The sequence below is a fragment of the Paraburkholderia sp. RAU2J genome (assembly GCF_003634845.1).
Lineage (GTDB): Bacteria > Pseudomonadota > Gammaproteobacteria > Burkholderiales > Burkholderiaceae > Paraburkholderia > Paraburkholderia fynbosensis.
Genome location: NZ_RBXG01000001.1, coordinates 2,653,478 through 2,672,189, shown reverse-complemented (window position 1 = coordinate 2,672,189; position 18,712 = coordinate 2,653,478). Strand labels below are relative to the sequence as shown.

Annotated in this window: 12 protein-coding genes and 1 pseudogene; 4 read left to right on the top strand and 9 right to left on the bottom strand. The window is 64.7% G+C overall.

Annotated features, from left to right (window positions below):
* Positions 1-16: 16 nt before the first annotated feature.
* A complete protein-coding gene (locus tag B0G69_RS12220) occupies positions 17-1,033 on the bottom strand; it encodes a beta-propeller fold lactonase family protein (RefSeq protein WP_121317256.1) in 1,017 nt (338 codons plus the stop codon).
* A 701-nt stretch (positions 1,034-1,734) separates the two neighbouring features.
* Between B0G69_RS12220 and B0G69_RS41000 the strand changes: the two genes are divergently transcribed.
* Positions 1,735-5,340, top strand: coding sequence for a YadA-like family protein (locus B0G69_RS41000; protein ID WP_158608936.1), 3,606 nt, complete (start codon positions 1,735-1,737; stop codon positions 5,338-5,340).
* A 384-nt stretch (positions 5,341-5,724) separates the two neighbouring features.
* On the opposite strand, the gene hrpA is transcribed toward B0G69_RS41000, so the two are convergent.
* Positions 5,725-10,401 carry an ATP-dependent RNA helicase HrpA gene (hrpA, locus tag B0G69_RS12205; RefSeq protein WP_121317252.1) on the bottom strand — a complete coding sequence of 1,559 codons (4,677 nt, stop codon included), beginning with the start codon at positions 10,399-10,401 and terminating at the stop codon, positions 5,725-5,727.
* A 23-nt stretch (positions 10,402-10,424) separates the two neighbouring features.
* On the opposite strand from hrpA, the gene argA reads away from it, so the two are divergent.
* Positions 10,425-11,813: an amino-acid N-acetyltransferase gene (gene argA / locus B0G69_RS12200; RefSeq protein WP_121317250.1), complete on the top strand. Its 1,389-nt coding sequence runs from the start codon at positions 10,425-10,427 to the stop codon at positions 11,811-11,813.
* A 43-nt stretch (positions 11,814-11,856) separates the two neighbouring features.
* On the top strand, positions 11,857-12,129 hold the full coding sequence (locus tag B0G69_RS12195; protein ID WP_007181244.1) for an oxidative damage protection protein: 273 nt from the start codon (positions 11,857-11,859) through the stop codon (positions 12,127-12,129).
* A gap of 123 nt (positions 12,130-12,252) precedes the next feature.
* Here the strand turns inward: B0G69_RS12195 and B0G69_RS40635 are convergent, their stop codons facing one another.
* Complete coding sequence (locus B0G69_RS40635; RefSeq protein ID WP_147440724.1) at positions 12,253-12,738, bottom strand: hypothetical protein; 486 nt, start codon at positions 12,736-12,738, stop codon at positions 12,253-12,255.
* A 208-nt stretch (positions 12,739-12,946) separates the two neighbouring features.
* Here B0G69_RS40635 and proP point away from each other — a divergent pair, with 208 nt between their 5' ends.
* Complete coding sequence (gene proP, locus B0G69_RS12190; protein WP_238812373.1) at positions 12,947-14,449, top strand: glycine betaine/L-proline transporter ProP; 1,503 nt, start codon at positions 12,947-12,949, stop codon at positions 14,447-14,449.
* Between the two features lie 107 nt (positions 14,450-14,556).
* On the opposite strand, the gene B0G69_RS12185 is transcribed toward proP, so the two are convergent.
* The 6 genes and pseudogenes from B0G69_RS12185 to B0G69_RS12160 all read right to left on the bottom strand — a co-directional run bounded on the left by B0G69_RS12185 (position 14,557) and on the right by B0G69_RS12160 (position 18,599).
* The gene (locus B0G69_RS12185; RefSeq protein ID WP_121317248.1) at positions 14,557-15,045 is read right to left on the bottom strand and encodes a metallophosphoesterase family protein; all 489 of its coding nucleotides are present in this window, start codon (positions 15,043-15,045) and stop codon (positions 14,557-14,559) included.
* 25 nt (positions 15,046-15,070) lie between these two features.
* Positions 15,071-15,666 (bottom strand): annotated as a pseudogene (locus B0G69_RS12180) (hypothetical protein).
* Between the two features lie 3 nt (positions 15,667-15,669).
* Positions 15,670-16,245, bottom strand: a complete 576-nt coding sequence (locus B0G69_RS12175) for a TMEM175 family protein (protein WP_121317247.1) — start codon at positions 16,243-16,245, stop codon at positions 15,670-15,672.
* A gap of 228 nt (positions 16,246-16,473) precedes the next feature.
* Positions 16,474-16,845 carry a cupin domain-containing protein gene (locus B0G69_RS12170; RefSeq protein ID WP_121317246.1) on the bottom strand — a complete coding sequence of 124 codons (372 nt, stop codon included), beginning with the start codon at positions 16,843-16,845 and terminating at the stop codon, positions 16,474-16,476.
* Between the two features lie 17 nt (positions 16,846-16,862).
* A complete protein-coding gene (locus B0G69_RS12165; protein ID WP_121317245.1) occupies positions 16,863-18,263 on the bottom strand; it encodes an FAD-containing oxidoreductase in 1,401 nt (466 codons plus the stop codon).
* A 147-nt stretch (positions 18,264-18,410) separates the two neighbouring features.
* Complete coding sequence (locus tag B0G69_RS12160) at positions 18,411-18,599, bottom strand: hypothetical protein (RefSeq protein ID WP_115105230.1); 189 nt, start codon at positions 18,597-18,599, stop codon at positions 18,411-18,413.
* Positions 18,600-18,712: the final 113 nt, after the last annotated feature.

Below are 18,712 nucleotides of genomic sequence, written 5' to 3'. Positions count from 1 at the left end.
CGGCATGGCTATGGCTCTAAGCGCCGTTCGGCGCCGTCACCGGCGCGCGATTGAAGAAATAGATGCCGTGCGGCGAACGGCCCACCGCGATCGTCTGGATCAGCTTGCGCGTGCTCAGGTCGATGATGCCGACATGCTTCGCGAAGCGGAACGTCACCCATAGATAGCGTTTGTCGGCGGAGAGTTCCATGTCGTCCGGTCCCGGCATCAGGCCGGTGATGTCGCCGACGTTGGTGAGCGTGTCCTCGTCGATGATGCTGATCGTGCTCGCCACGCGGTTCGACACCGCGACGTGCTTGCCGTCGGCCAGCGAACGGAAATTGTGCGCGCCCTTGCCCGTCGGGATGGTCTTGACGACCTTCTGGTTGCGCCAGTCGACCACCGCGACGTAATCCGCGCCGGTCATGCCGACCAGCAGATACTTCTCGCCCGGCGTCATCCACAGGCCCGCCGGCACCTTGCCCACCTTCATCTTCCACTTCACGGTTTGCGTAGGCAAGTCGATCGCGGCCAGCTCGCCCGACACCTGCAGCGTGACGAACACCGTCTTGCTGTCGTTCGTGAACGCCATGTGGCTCGGCATGACCGCGAGCGGCAGGCGCGAGGCCAGCGTCATCTGGTTCTTCTGGTCGTAGTGATAGATGTCGAGCCGGTCCAGACGCAGACCGGTGGTGACGAGCCATTTGCGGTCAGGCGAAAAACCGATCTGGTACGGATCTTCGATGTTCTCCACCCAGCGCTGCACCTGCCCCGACTTCGGATCGACGAACATCAGATTGTTCGACACCGAGTTGGCAACGATCAGCGATGAATTGTCCGGCGTGACCATCAGGTGATGCGGCTCCTTGCCCGTCGGCACCGTGCCGACGACCTGGCGGGTGGTCTCGTCGATCAGGCTCAGCGTGGCTTCGCCGGAATTGAGCACGATCACGTTGTTGGCGTGAGCCGCGGGAGAAAAAAAGCCTGCGGCGGCGACCAGCGCCGCGCTTGCGGCGAACGTGGCAGTCAAGCCGGGAAGAAAAAATTTACGCATGAAAACTCACTTCGAGAACAACGGTCATTGTAGAACGTTTGCCGGCGTCAGCGGTTGACGTAGGTCGCTGCGCGGCGTGCTGGAAATAAAGGGCGTGAGGAAGCGCGGCGGCGTTCGGGACAAACGGGCGCAGCGCATCGGGAAGCGATTTTCGAACGCAGGGATAGTAAATGCCCGGCTTGAGATGCTTTGCGACCTATCCCGCTCGGCCAGATATTCAAAAATAATCGCAAAGCCGGATAATCAGCTATCAGAAAGAATCAGACCACTCCTTGTTTTATCCATCGGTAGATAAAAATAATCCCGCCTGATTTACACAGATTATTCACTTCATCCATTTAAGAGTTTGCTGATACCCCAATCTCGGCTACGGAACGGATAATTCAACACTCCTCGCCGCGACGCGCATTTCCTTGGCTATCGGCGTAGCGCGGAGTTTCGGGCGTGAACAGGCATAAAAGCACGAGCGCAAAACGAGCCGCTATTTTTCCTCGTCTTTTTAGCGATTGATCAGGGCAATCAAGCCTCATCAATCATCGTCAGTCACGCGCCGCCGTCCACTCGCACAATAACGTGGAGGTTGTCACACGATGAATAGAAGTATTTTAATGACCTGGTGCACAGCGGCGCACGCGGCGCCGGTTGTCTCCGGGCCCGCAAACTTCGGAAAAAATCGCGCGGCGGCGCGAAAGAAAGCAATCGTGCACGCTGTGCTCACGGCGGCGGCTTTGGCGAGCGGAGCGTCGGCGGTCGCTGCCGGCACGGATGCGATCGAGTCAGGTTCGGCAGCCGATGCCTCGGGCGACTTAGCCATTGCTGTAGGCAAGCAGGCGAGCGCGCCGGGCCCCAGCTCAATTGCGCTAGGCGCGCAAGCCCGCGCGCAGGGCAACGCGGCGATGGCCGCCGGTTCGAATGCCAATGCGCAAGGAGACGGCGCCAATGCAGTCGGCCTGAACGCCAATGCACAAGGCAGCGGTGCCACTTCGGTGGGGGCAGATACGAGGGCGCTCGGCGCCGGCGCGACGGCAGCGGGCCTGAACGCCAGCGCGCTGAACGACCGTGCAACCGCAGTCGGCTTGAACGCGGTCGCAATGGGCCTCGATTCCATTGCTTCTGGCTCGGGGGCCATCGCAACAGACGCGGCCACATCCGCATTCGGCGCACTGTCGACAGCTTCCGGCTCCGCCTCCACCGCTGTGGGCTACGGCGCGCAAACGCAGGGCAGCGCAGCCTTCGCCGGCGGCAGTTTGGCATCGGCGGCGGCTGACGGCAGCGTGGCGCTCGGCAACCGCGCGACCGTCAGCGGCGTCGACGGGATCGCGCTTGGCAACCACGCCACTGCCAGCGCCGCGAATAGCGTCGCGTTGGGTGCGAACTCCGCCACCACTGCCGACCTGACACGCCCCGCTTATGCTCCGGTCGGCCTCGGCGCCAGCTTGATCGCGGCTCCCGATCCGGCGGGCGAAGTCTCGCTTGGCTCGGCGGGCAACGAGCGTCGCCTGACGAACGTCGCGGCGGGCGCGTTGCCGACCGACGCGGTCAACGTCAGCCAGTTGAGCGCGATCGACGGCAAGGTCGATGCGATTGCGCGAAGCGGTACGCAGCGTTACTTCAAAGCCGAAGGCCGCGTCGACGGTTCCGATGACGCCGTCGCAACGGGCGCTAATGCGCTCGCGGCGGGGGCTGGCGCAAGCAGCCCTGGCGCCGATGCGGCAGCGGTCGGCGCCAAGGCGCGCGCCGCCGGGACGGGCTCGGTGGCGCTCGGCGCGAGTGCCGTGGCAGACGCGGCGCACGCCACGTCGGTCGGGGCGGGCGCGGTTGCCGGTGCGGCAGAAGCTACGGCAATTGGCGCGTCGGCCGTTGCTGGTGCCTCGAACGCGACTGTCATTGGTGCGCACTCGGCCGTCGTCAGCGACGGAGGTGTCGCGCTCGGCTACGGCGCGTCTGCCACTGCGGACAACGTCGTCGCGATTGGCCGGGATTCGGTGGCCGAGCGGGCGAACACGGTGTCGATGGGCTCAACTGGACAGGAGCGCCAGATTACGAACGTCGCTGCCGGTACCGCCGATACCGATGCCGTTAATGTCACTCAGTTGAAAGCGGTCAGCGACCGAGGCGAGGCAACCGCAACGAAACTCGAAGGCGCGCTGATGTACGACCGGAATGCCGACGGCAGCATCAGCCGGGACAGCGTCACGCTCGGTGGCGATGCGGCGGGCAACGGCACCGTCATTCACAACGTGGCCGCTGGCGCTGCTGACACGGATGCGGTCAACGTTGCCCAATTGAACACGGTCAGCGATCAGGGCAAGGCCAATGCCGCGAAACTCGACGGCGCACTGATGTACGACCGGAATGCCGACGGCAGCGTCAACCTGGACAGTGTCTCACTCGGCGGCAGCGCGGCAAGCGGTGGCACCGTCATTCACAACGTTGCGGCGGGTGTCGCCAACACTGACGCGGTCAACGTCGCCCAGTTGAACACGGTTAGCGATCAGAGCAACGCCAACACCGCGAAACTCGACGGCGCACTGATGTACGACCAAAATGCCGACGGCAGCGTCAACCGGGACAGCGTCACGCTCGGTGGCAGCGCGGCAACCGGCGGCACTGTGATTCACAACGTTGCAGCGGGTGTCGCCAACACTGATGCGGTCAACGTCGCTCAATTGAACACGGTTAGCGATCAGAGCAACGCCAACACCGCGAAACTCGACGGCGCACTGATGTACGACCGGAATGCCGACGGCAGCGTCAACCGGGACAGCGTCACGCTCGGTGGCAGCGCGGCAAGCGGCGGCACTGTGATTCACAACGTTGCGGCGGGTGTCGCCAACACTGATGCGGTCAACGTCGCCCAGTTGAACACGGTTAGTGATCAGAGCAACGCCAACACCGCGAAACTCGACGGCGCACTGATGTACGACCGAAATGCCGACGGCAGCGTCAACCGGGACAGCGTGACACTCGGCGCCGGCGCGGCAAGCGGCGGCACCGTCATTCACAATGTCGCCCCCGGCACCGCCGACACGGATGCGGTCAACGTCGCGCAGTTGAACACGGTTAGCGATCAGAGCAACGCCAACACCGCAAAACTCGAGGGCGCGCTGATGTACGACCGGAACGCCGACGGCAGCGTCAACCTGGACAGTGTCTCACTCGGCGGCAGCGCGGCAAGCGGTGGCACCGTCATTCACAACGTTGCTGCAGGCATCGCCAATACGGATGCGGTCAACGTCGCTCAATTGAACATGGTCAGCGATCAGAACACAGCCACCGCTGCAAAGCTCAACGGCGCGCTCATGTATGACCAGAACGTCGACGGCAGCCTCAACCGCAACAGCGTCACTCTCGCAGGCGACGCGGCAAGCGGTGGCACCGTCATCCACAACGTCGCCGCCGGCACCGCTGACACCGACGCTGTCAATGTCGCTCAATTGAAAACAGTCAGCGATCAGGGCGAGGCGACAGCCACAAAACTCGACGGCGCGCTCATGTATGACAGGAACGCCGACGGCAGCTTCAACCGCAACAGCGTCACACTGGGCAACGACGCATCGGGAGGCGGCACTGTCATCCACAACGTCGCCGACGGCGTGGACGTATCCGACGCGGTCAACCTCGGGCAGTTGAACGCTGTCGTGAACGGGGTAGTCAACAACGCCGTGGTCAACGCGGCGAACCCGTTCATCAGCGCACAAGGCAGTCGAGATACCGAAGGCGCAGTATCGTCGGGCGTGCATTCGATCGCGGCGGGCGCGAACGCGCGGGCCACAGGCGCAAGTGCGACCGCCATTGGTGCGAGTGCCAATGCCAGCGGCAATAACGCAGTCGCGCTTGGCGCGGCAGCGAATGCGAGCGCGGACAATTCGGTCGCGTTGGGTCGCGGCTCGGTCGCGGACCGTGCGAACGCTGTGTCGGTGGGCGCGGCGGGTCAGGAACGCCAGATCATCAATGTCGCAGCTGGGGTGCAAGGCACCGACGCGGTCAACGTCAATCAGTTACAGCAGACCGCAGGCGGCGCACTCAGCCAGGCGAACCGCTACACCGATGATCAGATCCGCTCGGCCCGTCGTGACGGCTATGGCGGCACGGCGTCCGCGTTGGCGATAGCAGGCTTACCTCAGGCGATAATGCCTGGTCGCGGCATGTTCGCGATGGCCGGCGGCACGTATGGCGGCCAGTCGGCGTTGGCCATCGGCATGTCGCAGTTATCGGAAAAGGGAACGTGGGCCTACAAGCTGCAAGCGAGTACGGACTCGCGCGGCGAGTTCGGCGCGTCGATCGGTGCAGGCGTGCACTGGTAGGCGGAGGTCGTGGAGCCGGTCCGCTTCAAGGACCAGACGCTGTGATGGTTTCAGCATGGTTGCGTGGCCATGGCGAGAGCGGGTCTAAAAGGCCCGCGCCGTTTGTGACGGGATGTCATTCTCACAAGGCACGACCTCACGCATTGCCTGAGCGAGGTGAGGCCACGGCCTCACGCAAGCACAACAGCGTTCGCCTCGACGATGAAAGCCGAAGCCGAAGCCGAAGCCGAAGCCGAAGCCGAAGCCGAAGCCGAAGCCGAAGCCGAAGCCGAAGCCGAAGCCGAAGCCGACAGGAGTGTTGTGCGCATCAGCGGCACGCAACGGACGCATATGCAATGCCCCGCCCCCACACCTACTCAGCAACCACCGCCCAACACGCCCGCTTCACCGCTGCATCGATTCCCAAACCTTATACAAGCGCTTCACCGAAACCGGCATGGGGGTACGCAACTCCTGAGCGAAAAGCGATATCCGCAACTCCTCCAACAACCAGCGAAACTCCGATAACCGCGGGTCCAGCACACCACCCCGCTGCGCCACGGCGCGCTGATGGTTCTGCAACAGCGGGGCAAACTCGGCGAACTGCCGGGCGTCGCGCGGCGGGTCCGCCTTCAGCTTGTCGATGCGCAACGCCATCCCTTTCAGATAGCGCGGAAAGTGCGCCAACTGGGTGTACGGCGTATCGACCACGAAGCGCTTGCCTATCAGTCCATCCAGCTGGTTCTGCATGTCGGCATGCGCGGCCGCGAACGACTTCGCCTGCACCAGCTTCTTCGTCACGCTCGCGTATTCGCCGAGAATCTGTCCGACCAGCCGCGCGATTTCCTGGGCCAGCAGCGTCAGGCGGCTACGACCCTCGTCGCGTCGCGTGTGGAAACTGACCTCGTCGTCCGGCAGCGGGTTCTGAAGACAGGCGCGATCGAGCGCGGTGTCGATCAGTTGATCGCGCAGTTCTTCCTGCGTGCCACGCGGCATGAACTGCAGCGCCATTTCACGCAGGCCCGGCAGATTCTTCTCCAGATACTTGATCGGCTCCTTCAACTGCAACGCGAAAAGCCGGCGCAATCCCGCGCGATGAATCCGCGCGGCTTCATCCGGCGAATCGAACACTTCGACATCGCAATGGGTGCCGCGATCCACCAGCGCCGGGTAGCCGAACAGTGTCTGGCCGCCCCGGCGAATCTCGAGCAATTCGGGGAGCTTGCCGAAATTCCAGGTAGTCAGTTTTTCATACAGCGCCGTGCCGGCCGCGCCATCTTGCGACGTGGTTTGCGGACCCGCCGCGCTCTTGCCGCGCTGCGCCGCGCGAGCCGCCCCGGCTCCTTGTAAAGGCGTCGCCACGCCAACGCCCCCCGCATCCGCCAACGCCGCACCTGCCGCGCTCGACGCGATCTTCTGGAAATGCTGCTGCGCCTGCCCGCCGAGTTCGGCGCGCAGTTGCGACAGATTGCGGCCCATCGCAAGCTGCCGCCCGTGCTCATCCACGACCTTGAAGTTCATGAACAGATGCGGCGGCAAGGTTTCGAGCTTGAAGTCCGCCTGCTTCATCGCAACCTGGGTCTGCTCGCGAATATCGGCGATCAGCGTCTCCAGCAGCGTACCCGCACCGAAACGCGGCCCACTATGCCGGTCGACGAAACCCGCCGCGAATTCCGGCAGCGGCACGCAATGCCGCCGCAACTTCTGCGGCAACGATTTCAGCAGCAGTTGCGTCTTCTCTTTCAGCATGCCGGGCACGAGCCACTCGCAGCGCCGCGCGTCGACCTGATTCAGCGCGTAAAGCGGCACAGCGAGCGTCACGCCGTCGCGGGGCGTACCCGGCTCGAAGTGATAGGTAAGCGCCATCTCGACGCCCGACATCGTCATCCGCTTCGGGAAGAGATCGGTCGTCACGCCGGCGGCCTCGTGCCGCATCAAATCGTCGCGCGACAGATACAGCAGGCGCAGTTTGTCTTCCGGCTGGCCGCTCTTTTTCACTTCGTCGCGATACCAGCGCTCGAATGCCGCGCCCGTGTAAATGCCGTCCGGCAACGCCTGATCGTAGAACGCGAAAATCAGTTCGTCGTCGACCAGCACATCCTGGCGCCGCGACTTGTGTTCCAGCTGTTCGATATCGGCGAGCAGCTTGCGGTTGTGCGCGAAGAATGCGAGCTTCGTATCGAACTCGCCCTCGACCAGCGCGCCGCGAATGAACAACTCGCGCGCGCGCGCCGGGTCCTGTTTGCCGAAGCTCACGCGCCGCCGGTGATAGATCGGCAGACCATACAGCATCGCGCGCTCGAACGCCGACACCTGCGCCGCGCGCTTCTCCCAATGCGGCTCGGAGAGCGACTTCTTCAGCAGATGCGCGCCGATCTTCTCGACCCACTCAGGCTCGATTTTCGCGATACAGCGTGCGTACAGACGGCTCGTCTCGACCAGTTCGGCGGCCATCACCCACTTGCCTGCTTTCTTCACCAGTGCCGAGCCCGGCCACAAATAAAACTTGATGCCGCGCGCACCGAGGTAATACGGCTCGTCGTCGGCTTTCAGGCCGATATTGCCGAGCAGCCCCGTCAACAGCGCGAGATGGATCTGCTCGAAGGTTGCTTCCGCCTCGTTCAGACGCCAGCCGTGTTCGCGCACCACCGTCAGCAGTTGCGAGTGCACGTCGCGCCATTCACGCAGCCGCAGTTGCGAGAGGAAGTTCTTGCGGCATTCCTCGTGCAACTGCTTGTTCGACTTCTTGTGTGCGATCGCTTCTTCGAACCAGTTCCAGATTTTCAGCCACTGCAAAAACTCCGAGCGCTCGTCGGCGAAACGGCGATGCGCCTGGTCGGCCTGCTCCTGCGCTTCGATCGGCCGGTCGCGCGGGTCCTGCACCGACAACGCGCTCGCGATGATCAGCACTTCCTTCAGCGCCTGCTGATCGCGCGCGGCCAGAATCATCCGGCCGACGCGCGGATCGAGCGGCAGTCGCGCGAGTTCGCGACCAAGTGGCGTGAGCTGATTGTCGTCATCGACGGCGCCGAGTTCGTTGAGCAGCTGATAGCCGTCGGCGATCGCGCGGCCCGGCGGCGGCTCGATAAACGGGAAGGTCTCGATTGCCGTCAGATGCAGCGACTTCATCCGCAGAATCACCGACGCCAGCGACGAGCGCAGAATCTCCGGATCGGTGAAGCGCACACGGCTCTGGAAATCGCTTTCTTCGTAGAGGCGAATGCACACACCATCGGCGACCCGGCCGCAGCGCCCCGCCCGCTGGTTGGCTGCGGACTGCGCAATCGACTCGACCTGCAACTGCTCGACCTTGTTGCGATACGAGTAGCGCTTCACGCGGGCGAGCCCCGTGTCGACCACGTAGCGGATACCCGGCACCGTCAGCGAGGTTTCGGCGACGTTGGTCGCCAGCACGATGCGGCGCGCGTTCGAGGTGCGGAACACGCGCTCCTGCTCGGCCGCGGACAGCCGTGCAAACAGCGGCAGAATTTCCGTATGCGGAGGGTGATGCTTGCGCAGCGCCTCGGCGGCGTCGCGAATCTCGCGCTCGCCGGGCAGGAACACCAGCACGTCGCCGGGGCCTTCGCGGCACAGTTCGTCGACGGCGTCGACGATCGCGTCCATCAGATCGCGGTCGGTTTCGCGCTGCGTCTTCGGCCTGTCGCCGCGCGCGGACGATGAACCCGACGACGTGCCCTGAGCGGCCTTCACCGCCGGACTGTCCTCGACGACCGGCCGGTAACGCACCTCGACCGGATAGAGCCGCCCGCTCACCTCGATCACCGGCGCGGGCTTCTCTTCACTGCCGAAGTGGCGCGCGAAGCGATCGGCGTCGATGGTCGCCGAAGTCACGATCAACTTCAGATCACGGCGTCTGGCAAGAATTTCCTTCAGATAGCCGAGCAGAAAATCGATGTTCAGGCTGCGCTCGTGCGCTTCGTCGATGATGAGCGTGTCGTACGCCTTGAGCAGCGGATCGGTCTGCGTTTCGGCGAGCAGAATGCCGTCGGTCATCAGCTTGACCGACGCGCCCGGCGACAGGTTGTCGGTAAAGCGCACCTTGTAGCCGACCACTTCCCCGAACGGCGTGCCGAGCTCTTCGGCAATACGGCGGCCGGTTGCCGACGCGGCGATCCGGCGCGGCTGCGTGTGGCCGATCAGCCCCGAGCCACCCGCTCCGAGACCACGCCCCAGCGCGAGGCAGATTTTCGGCAACTGGGTGGTTTTGCCGGAGCCGGTTTCGCCCGACACGATCACCACCTGGTTCTGCGCAATCGCCTTGGCAATCTCGTCGCGGCGGCCGGAGACCGGCAGCGCTTCGGGGAAGGTGATCGGCGGAATCGGATTCGGCTCGACGACGCGCTGCGCGCGCGGCGGGCGTGGTTCCCGTGGTTCGTTCGCTGCGCGTGGCTCACGGCTGCCAGCGTTGCGGTCGCTACCACCCGCTCGCTGTGAATTTTGCGCGAGCGCACCGGATTCGCGACGCGGCGCACCACCTTGTGGCGGCCCGCGGCGCTGCTGGTTCGCGCGGCTGTCGTCGTGCGGCTGCTGACCTGGACCTGCCGCATGAGGGGGCTGTCCGCGCTGCTCGTCGCGGCGCCGCGGTTGATCCGAACCCGGCGCATCTGCCGATGGCGAGCGCTGTTCGCCGCCGCGCCGCGCCTCGTTCGCTCCCGCGGCGCGTGGCGACTGCCCACGCTGCCCGTCACCACGCCCGGGCCGTTCGCCTTGCGGCGCATTCTCCGCGCGCTCCGCGTGTTCCTGCCGGTGTGCTCGACCATGGCCCGGACTCCGGCCTTCGCCAGCCCGCGCGGCTTGCGACGTACCACTGCCGCCATCATCCTGCGCACGCGCGCCACCCGGGCCACCCGGGCCACCTGGGCCACCCTCACGCAGCGGATTTTTTTTCTGCGCCGACGGCTGCGCGTCCTGCGCGGCACGATGCGATTCGCGCGCCGCGCGCGGCGTGTGGGGCTCGGTGTCCTGCGCTGGACGGCGCTGCGCGTCGCCGGAGTTCATCGGATCGGCGGCCGGCGCCGGATTCTCGTTCGCCGCAGCGGGACTTTTGGGTACATTTGACATGGGGGCGCATTATAATCCCCGGCATGAATTCCCAAACCGACCTCGTCCCCGCGCCCGCGAGCGTTCCGGCCCCCGCCGGAACAACGGAAGACCTCGCACAGCATGCGCAATTCGTCGACTGGATGCGTTCAGTCGCCCCGTATATCCATGCGTTCCGGAACAAGACGTTTGTCGTCGGTTTCGGCGGCGAGGTGGTGCATCAGGGGCTCCTGAATGCGCTGGTGTCCGACATCGCGCTGCTGCAGGCCATGGGCATCCAGATCGTGCTGGTGCATGGCTCGCGCCCGCAGGTCGAGGAGCAGATGAGCCTGCATGGCGTGGAGTCGGAGTTCTCGCACGGCATGCGCATCACCGACGCGCGCGCTCTGGAGTCCGCGAAAGAAGCGGCCGGCGAAGTGCGTCTGGACATCGAGGCCGCGATTAGCCAGGGCTTGCCGAACACGCCGATGGCGCACGCGCACATCAGCGTGGTGTCGGGCAACTTCGTGACGGCGCGCCCGGTCGGCATTCTGGACGGCGTCGACTTCGCGCACACCGGCGTGGTGCGCAAGATCGACGCGGATTCGATCCGCCATTCGCTCGCGAGCCGCAAGCTGGTGCTGCTCTCGCCGCTCGGCTTCTCGCCCACCGGCGAGGCGTTCAACCTCGCGATGGAAGACGTGGCCTCGGCCGCGGCCATCGCGCTGCGCGCCGACAAGATCGTGTTCCTGACCGAAACGCCGGGCCTGATGGAAGCCGGTGAAGACGGTCCCGAACTGGTCCGCGAACTGTCGCTCGACGACGCGTACAAGCTGCACGAAAGCGGCGAAGTCACCGGCGACGCGGGCTTCTACCTCAAGCATTCGATCCGCGCATGCCGTGGCGGCGTCGCACGGGCGCACATCATCCCCTACGCGCTCGACGGCAGCCTGCTGCTCGAACTGTTCCTGCACGACGGCGTCGGCACGATGATCTCGTACGAGAACCTCGAAAGCCTGCGCGAAGCCACGCCGGACGACGTCGGCGGCATTCTCTCGCTGATCGAGCCGCTCGAATCGGACGGCACGCTGGTGCGGCGCGGCCGTCACCAGATCGAGCGCGACATCGACCATTTCTCGGTGATCGAGCACGATGGCGTGCTGTTCGGCTGCGCGGCGCTGTATCCGTATCCGCAGGAGCGCATCGGCGAAATGGCGTGCCTGACGGTCGCGCCCGAAGCGCAAGGCACCGGCGACGGCGAGCGTCTGCTCAAGCGCATCGAGCAGCGCGCGCGGGCCCGTGGCCTCACGCGCATTTTCGTGCTCACCACGCGCACCGAACACTGGTTCCTCAAGCGCGGCTTCGTCAAGGTCACGGTCGACGACCTGCCTGAAGACCGCCGCAGACTCTATAACTGGCAGCGCAAATCGCTCGTGCTGATGAAGCAGCTCTGAGCGGCGCCCCGGCCCCATATATCGATTACAGGAGAAGCACAGCATGACTCGTATGGTTCAATGCGCCAAGCTCGGCAAGGAAGCCGAAGGTCTCGATTTCCCGCCGTTGCCCGGCGAACTCGGCAAGCGGATCTACGAAAGCATTTCGAAGGAAGCCTGGCAAGCGTGGTTGAAGCAGCAGACCATGCTGATCAACGAAAACCGCCTGAACATGGCCGATCCGCGCGCACGCCAATATCTGATGAAGCAGACCGAAAAGTTCTTCTTCGGCGAAGGCGCGGATACCGCGCAGGGTTACGTCCCGCCGTCGGCTTAAGACGCTGTGGTAGCGGCGTCGGCCGCGTGCATTGATGAAAATCCGCGCCGCGAGCGCGGATTTTTTTCGCCCTTTGCGGGCTTGCGGGCTCCGCTTGCTGCCTTTGGCGACGCTTCGCGAACTTCACGGCTTCATTGCTGCGTGTTGCCACCTCTTTGGGGCAGGATTCGCGCCGTGGTCGCCTGCCGCCGTGACACTTCTGCGTGCCGATTTTTCGCGTGGACGCCAACCTGAAAATGATCCAAACGGTTCATTTCCTGCCGTTTTCAGGGTGTGCTCACGAACCACCCGAATCCGCCGCAATCGCCCGCCCGTCAAGGGATCGAGCGCCCTTGCAAGGCACCCTTCGGCCAGCAGGTTTGCGCGATCGTCCGTCATCGTGCTATCATGTGCATCGTTCCAACTGCAATTCACCTTCATTAACGTTTCGTTTTCATCGTGGCGCGCTGCGCGTTCCATGCTGATTCGAACAGTTTTTATACAAGAAGGCTCGTCGGTCGTTTCTCCGTCTCGGCTCTTTCCATGAGCGGCGAATAAAGCAACCGGCCTTTTTCGTTTCAAGCCTTCCAGCGGCGCGCGGGCCAGCTTCCAGCCACCCGGCGTCCTCATGCACCTGCCCCCCTTCCACGGCCACGCAGGCGCAACAGTCAGCACAATCTAGACGAGTGTTTTTTTCGCGACATGTCTCGCGAGGCACGGGCGTTCTGTTTTTCCTTTGCGCCCTCTAGTGCGTTGCCGGTCACGGCGGCGCAGCAGTCATCGCCTTGCTCGCGAAACGACACTTCCCAGCAACCGTGGCGGAACGTTCATGCGCATCATGAGTTTCGTCGCAGTCATTGGAGTTTTTACCTTGACGGCTTCCAGCAACGGCTTCTGGCGACATCACAAAGAAGAACAACGCCTCTCTCTCGACGACATCACCGTCGTCGACAAATCCCTCCTCAAGCGAGCCGTCGGCGCGATGGCGCTCGGCAACGCAATGGAATGGTTCGATTTCGGCGTGTACAGCTACATCGCTGTCACGCTCGGCAAAGTGTTCTTCCCGTCGGCAAGTCCGGCTGCGCAGCTGATCGCCACGTTCGGCACGTTCGCCGCGGCGTTCCTCGTGCGGCCGGTCGGCGGCATGGTGTTCGGCCCGCTGGGCGACCGCATCGGCCGTCAGCGCGTGCTGGCGATGACCATGATCATGATGGCGCTCGGCACCTTCGCGATCGGCCTGATCCCGAGCTACGCGACGATCGGCATTTTCGCGCCGGTGCTGCTGCTGGTCGCGCGTCTGGTGCAAGGCTTCTCGACCGGCGGCGAGTACGGCGGCGCCGCGACCTTCATCGCCGAATTCTCGACCGACAAGCGCCGCGGCTTCATGGGCAGCTTCCTCGAGTTCGGCACGCTGATCGGCTACGTGCTCGGCGCGGGCACGGTGGCCGTGCTGAGCGCGACGCTGTCGAACGACGCGCTGCTGTCGTGGGGCTGGCGTGTGCCGTTCCTGATCGCCGGCCCGCTGGGCCTGGTCGGTCTGTACATCCGGATGAAGCTCGAAGAAACGCCCGCGTTCAAGAAGCAGGCCGAAGAACGCGAAGCCGAAGACAAGGCGCTGCCGAAGCAATCGCTGCGGCAACTGCTCGCCCAGCAATGGCAGCCGCTGCTGCTGTGCGTCGGCCTCGTGCTGATCTTCAACGTCACCGACTACATGGCGCTGTCGTATCTGCCGAGCTATCTGTCGGCCACGCTGCACTTCAACGAAACGCACGGCCTGTTCCTCGTGCTGCTCGTAATGATCCTCATGATGCCGATGACGCTCGCCGCCGGCCGTCTGTCCGACACGATCGGCCGCAAGCCGGTGATGCTGTTCGGTTGCGTGGGGCTGTTCGCGCTGTCGGTGCCCGCGCTGCTGCTGATCCGCATGGGCACGGTGCTGCCGGTGTTCGGCGGGCTGATGATTCTCGGCGTGCTGCTGTCGTGCTTTACCGGTGTGATGCCGTCGGCGCTGCCGGCGCTGTTCCCGACGAAGATCCGCTACGGTGCGCTCGCGATCGGCTTCAATATTTCGGTGTCGTTGTTCGGCGGTACGACGCCGCTCGTGACGGCCTGGCTGGTCGACCATACCGGCAATCTGATGATGCCCGCGTACTACCTGATGGGTGCGTCGCTGATCGGCATCGTGTCGGTGCTCGCGCTGCGGGAAACCGCGCGCAAGCCGCTGCTCGGTTCGGGCCCGTGCGTGGCCACGCGTGCCGAAGCACATGCGGTGCTGCGCGGCGAGCGTGAAGCCGAGGAGATGGACGAACGTTACGCGGCGGCCGCGACGGCGCGTGCGTGAGTGTGGGTTGCGCGGGGGCACTGCGTTGAGCGTGTCGCCTTGAACGCGCCACGTTGAGTGCGAGTCTCTCAGAAACGGGCCGGCAAATTTTTGCCGGCCCGTTTTTTTTACGTCAGCAGCGAATCGAATGACGCACTCGCGTGCGCGCCTTCAATAATCAGGATGCCCGCGCAAATCGGCAGCTTGAAACGCCGCGGTCCCGCGCTGCCGGGATTGACGAACAGCACGCCGTCGCGCTCGCTGATCGACGGCTTGTGCGAATGGCCGCTCACCACCACGCCGACGCCTTCGCTACGCGGATCGGCGCCCAGATCGGCAATATCGTGGACGACGCGCATCGTCACCTGCTGCACGGTCAGCGTCGCATGCGTCGGTAGCGAGGCAGCCCAATCGCCGGTGTCGTTGTTGCCGCGCACCGCCGTGACCGGCGCGATCTGCCTGAGCGCATCGAGCACCGCCTGATTGCAGATATCGCCCGCATGAATGATGGCGTCGCAGCCCGCGAGATAGCGCAGCGCTTCGGGGCGCATGAGGTTATGCGTATCGGAGATGAGCCCGATGCGAGTGGCCGGGGAATGTGAGCTGCGCGAAGTCATGCCGTCAAGTATCGGCCAAACGGCCTCACTCCGTCTGCTGACCGGCGAGCTCGCGCGAGACCGCTGCAGCTTGCGCAGGCCGCCGCGCGCCGAGCATGCGCCGCGTCGCGCCCTGCACGGCAATCGAGGCCAGCGCCGCGCAGGCGAAGCTCCACCACACACCGTATCGCGGCAGCAGGATGGCGGTCACCGCGAAGAACGCCGCGAACGAGCCGCGCCCGATCACCATGCCGCGCGTCAGCAAGGCGACGAAGTCCGCGCCGTGCGCACGTTGCGCGGCCACCGCGAGCACGGTGGCGAGCCGGGCAACTGCACCAGCAGTAGCGCGGCGCCCAGCCATCCCGCCATGCCGGCGGCCAGCGCGAGCGGCCACGCAAAGCGCCGGCAGGTCCACGCATAAGCAAGATTGAACGCTTCCGATGCAGCAATCGCCGCAATCGACGCCGCCGACGCCTGCGCCGCGAACGACGGCCCGCGCTCCAACGCGAGCAGCAGCACGATCGGCCCGGCGACGACCGGCAGCCCCGCGAGCCACCCCGCCACCGACGGCCCCCAAACGCGCCCCGCCACCGTCAGCGCGGCGAGAAAAGCCGGCACCAGCAGGAGCTTGAGTGTCAGCAGCAATTACGCGCCCAGCACATGTTCGATGCGTTGATCCGGGATCAGCCACCATGCCGCGACGAGCGTATAGAGTGCAGCCGACCCCCACGGCAGGACGAACGCGAGCCCGATGCCGAGCAGGTAAAGCACGACCGACACCTTGCCCTTGAAGTCGTTGCCGACCGCCTTGGAGATGGCCGACTCCTTGCCGTGTTCGCGGATCAGCACGCGCGTCAGAATGAAATATGCGATCGCCGACATGAACAGCACGACGCCGTACATCGCGGTCGGCCAGGCGGCCAGATGGTTTTCGCCGAGCCAATGCGTGACGGCCGGCAGCAGCGACAGCCAGAACAGCAGATGAAGATTGGCCCACAACACTGTGCCGTTGACCTTCTGCACGGCATGGAACATGTGGTGATGATTGTTCCAGTAGATGCCGACGTAGATGAAGCTCAGCACGTACGCGCAGAACACCGGGACCACCGGCCGCAGCGAGGCGAGATCGAAACCCTCCGGCACCTTCAGTTCGAGCACCATGATCGTGATGATGATGGCGATCACGCCATCGCTGAAGGCCTCGACTCGTCCCTTGCCCATCGGTGGGTTTCCCTGATGAAGATTGTGGTTGGACGCACCGCTCGCCCGCATCCCGCAGACGACCCGCGTCGCCGCCGATTATCCGCGATGCCGTGATGCTTTGTCGATGCGCGTGCCCGATGGGTGTGAACGCCCGGGCGGCGTGCGCGTGTGCGCTGCCTGCCGACAGGCCAAGGGAACCGGCGCGATGTTGTGGAGCGAGTCCGTGCCCAGGCGACCCCCGCCCGCTCAGCTCGACGCACCATCCGTTACGTCGGGGCAATACACGGCGAGCCACACACTCGGCTCCGTGTCGCACGTCCATGCGACCCGATGCCGGCGATGTGCTTCGATCAGCACGTGATCGCCGCACTTCATCGGATGCGGCTCGGCGCTGCCTTCGAATTCCAGCGTCGCCGCGCCGCTCAGCAGCACGACCCATTCGGCGCGCGGGCTGTCGTACCAGAAGCCGGGCGGGCTCGCCTGCCCCGTCGACACGATCCGTTCGATCGACACGCCCGCCTGCTCGAGGAGCGCGTCGACCTGCTCTTCGGCGTTCGCATCGGCGCCGACCAGCGCCCCGACATCGAACAGATTGCCCGTGACCAGCGCGCGTTTCATCGTTCGTGCCCGGCCCGTCATGCCATCGGCTTGAGCCCGTCGAGCAGGGTCGGCACCAGTTCGCTGATCGTCGGATGGATGTGCATCGCATACTGCAAGGTCGGATACGGCGCCCCCGCCGTCATGATGTCGATGAACGTGTGAATCGCCTCGTCGCCTTCGACGCCGTGAATCGCCGCGCCGAGTATCCGCTTGCTCTGCGCGTCGGCCATCACCTTCATGAAGCCGTCGGTCTCGCCACGTTCACGCGCACGGCCCACGCGTGACATCGGCATGGTGGCGATCAGCGCGTCGCGGCCGCTCTTGCGCACCTCGGCCTCCGACAGCCCGACGCGCGCGAGCGGCGGATCAACGAACACCGCATAGGCCATGATCCGCGTATCGACGCTGCGCGCACCGCCATCGAGCAGGTTGGCCGCCACGATCTGGAAATCGTCATAGGACGTATGCGTGAACGCGCCGCGTCCGTTGACGTCGCCGATCGCCCACACGCCCGGTACGTTGGTGCGCAACTGGCCGTCGACGGGAATCGTGCCGTGTTTGTCCACCGCGATGCCTGCGTCGGCGAGACCGAGATCGTCGGTATTCGGCTCGCGGCCGGTGGCGAACAGCACGTGCGACGCCTCCAGCGCGGGAATGTTCTGCTCGAAGCCGATGCATACTTCATTCGCGCGATGCGGATGCGGCTCGACCCGCGACGGCTGCACGCCAAAGCGGAACTCGACGCCCTCGCGGGCGAGCACCTTGCGCACCGACTCGGCGAAGTCGGCATCCTCGCGGCTCAGCACGCGCTCGCCGCGCACCAGCACGCTCACCTGGCTGCCGAAGCGTCGAAAGATCTGCGCGAATTCGAGCGCAATATAGCTGCTGCCGACGATCACCAGATGGCTCGGCAGTTCGGTCAGCTCAAGCAGGTTGGAGTTGGTGAAATAACGAATCCGCTCCAGACCTTCGAGCGGGGGCGCGACGGCGCGCGTGCCGGTGTTGATGAATATCTCGTCGGCGCTGATTTCATTCAGCACTAGGCCGCCCGGCCCACTGATCGAGAGCGTATGCGCGCCGGTGAAGCGCGCGTGGCCGTTGAATACGGTGACGTTGTCCGTGCCGCGCAGCCATTTCTCGACGCCGTCGCGCGACTGGCCGATGATGCCGTCTTTACGTGCCTTGACCGCGGCGAGATCGACATTGACGGCGCCGCTCACCTGCACGCCGAGTTCAGCCGCATGGCGCGCGACATGCGCCGCACGGGCACTGGCCACATACGATTTGGTCGGCGTGCAACCGACGTTCACACAGGTCCCGCCAAAGGCCGCGCGTTCGATCACCGCGGTTTGACGGCCGCTTTGAGCAAGACGTACCGCGAGCGGCGAGCCGCCCTGTCCCGTACCGATCACGACTGCGTCGAAGTGCTGTGCCATGGCGACTCTCCCGAGGCTGGGGTGCAGGTCGTAGCATCTTACCCTTAGTGCCTCGCGTCGCGCTGCGGTGTTGCCGATTGCCGCGGCGTTAGCTCGCGGTGGCTGCGTGATTGCGGTGAATCACCGAAACTTTTCTCCCGCTGCGGCTCAGGCGTGGCAATGCACCGCGCAGATCAATTCGCGCGAGCGTTGCAGTGCGGCCTGCGCGCCACGCGCCGCGACCACCCAGCCCACCTGGCCGAGATTGAAGTCCTGCGACACCATCACCTGCATGAGGGCAACCATCGGCAGGACCACCGATGGCCGATAAAGCTGATTCCTGATCAAGGCCGGCATGACGACTCCCATCGCCCGGCGCCGCTTCGACGCCGAACTCGATTTACGTTCCAATAGGAGAATTTTAGGGAGTACGCACGCGCGGATAAATACCGGGAACGCGAAGGCACTTG

Coding starts and splice junctions, on each gene's coding strand:
- B0G69_RS12220 (WP_121317256.1), bottom strand. CDS start 1,033: ATGCGTAAATTTTTTCTTCCCGGCTTGACTGCCACGTTCGCCGCAAGC.
- hrpA (WP_121317252.1), bottom strand. CDS start 10,401: ATGTCAAATGTACCCAAAAGTCCCGCTGCGGCGAACGAGAATCCGGCG.
- argA (WP_121317250.1), top strand. CDS start 10,425: ATGAATTCCCAAACCGACCTCGTCCCCGCGCCCGCGAGCGTTCCGGCC.
- B0G69_RS12195 (WP_007181244.1), top strand. CDS start 11,857: ATGACTCGTATGGTTCAATGCGCCAAGCTCGGCAAGGAAGCCGAAGGT.
- B0G69_RS40635 (WP_147440724.1), bottom strand. CDS start 12,738: ATGAGGACGCCGGGTGGCTGGAAGCTGGCCCGCGCGCCGCTGGAAGGC.
- proP (WP_238812373.1), top strand. CDS start 12,947: ATGAGTTTCGTCGCAGTCATTGGAGTTTTTACCTTGACGGCTTCCAGC.
- B0G69_RS12185 (WP_121317248.1), bottom strand. CDS start 15,045: ATGACTTCGCGCAGCTCACATTCCCCGGCCACTCGCATCGGGCTCATC.
- B0G69_RS12175 (WP_121317247.1), bottom strand. CDS start 16,245: ATGGGCAAGGGACGAGTCGAGGCCTTCAGCGATGGCGTGATCGCCATC.
- B0G69_RS12170 (WP_121317246.1), bottom strand. CDS start 16,845: ATGAAACGCGCGCTGGTCACGGGCAATCTGTTCGATGTCGGGGCGCTG.
- B0G69_RS12165 (WP_121317245.1), bottom strand. CDS start 18,263: ATGGCACAGCACTTCGACGCAGTCGTGATCGGTACGGGACAGGGCGGC.
- B0G69_RS12160 (WP_115105230.1), bottom strand. CDS start 18,599: ATGCCGGCCTTGATCAGGAATCAGCTTTATCGGCCATCGGTGGTCCTG.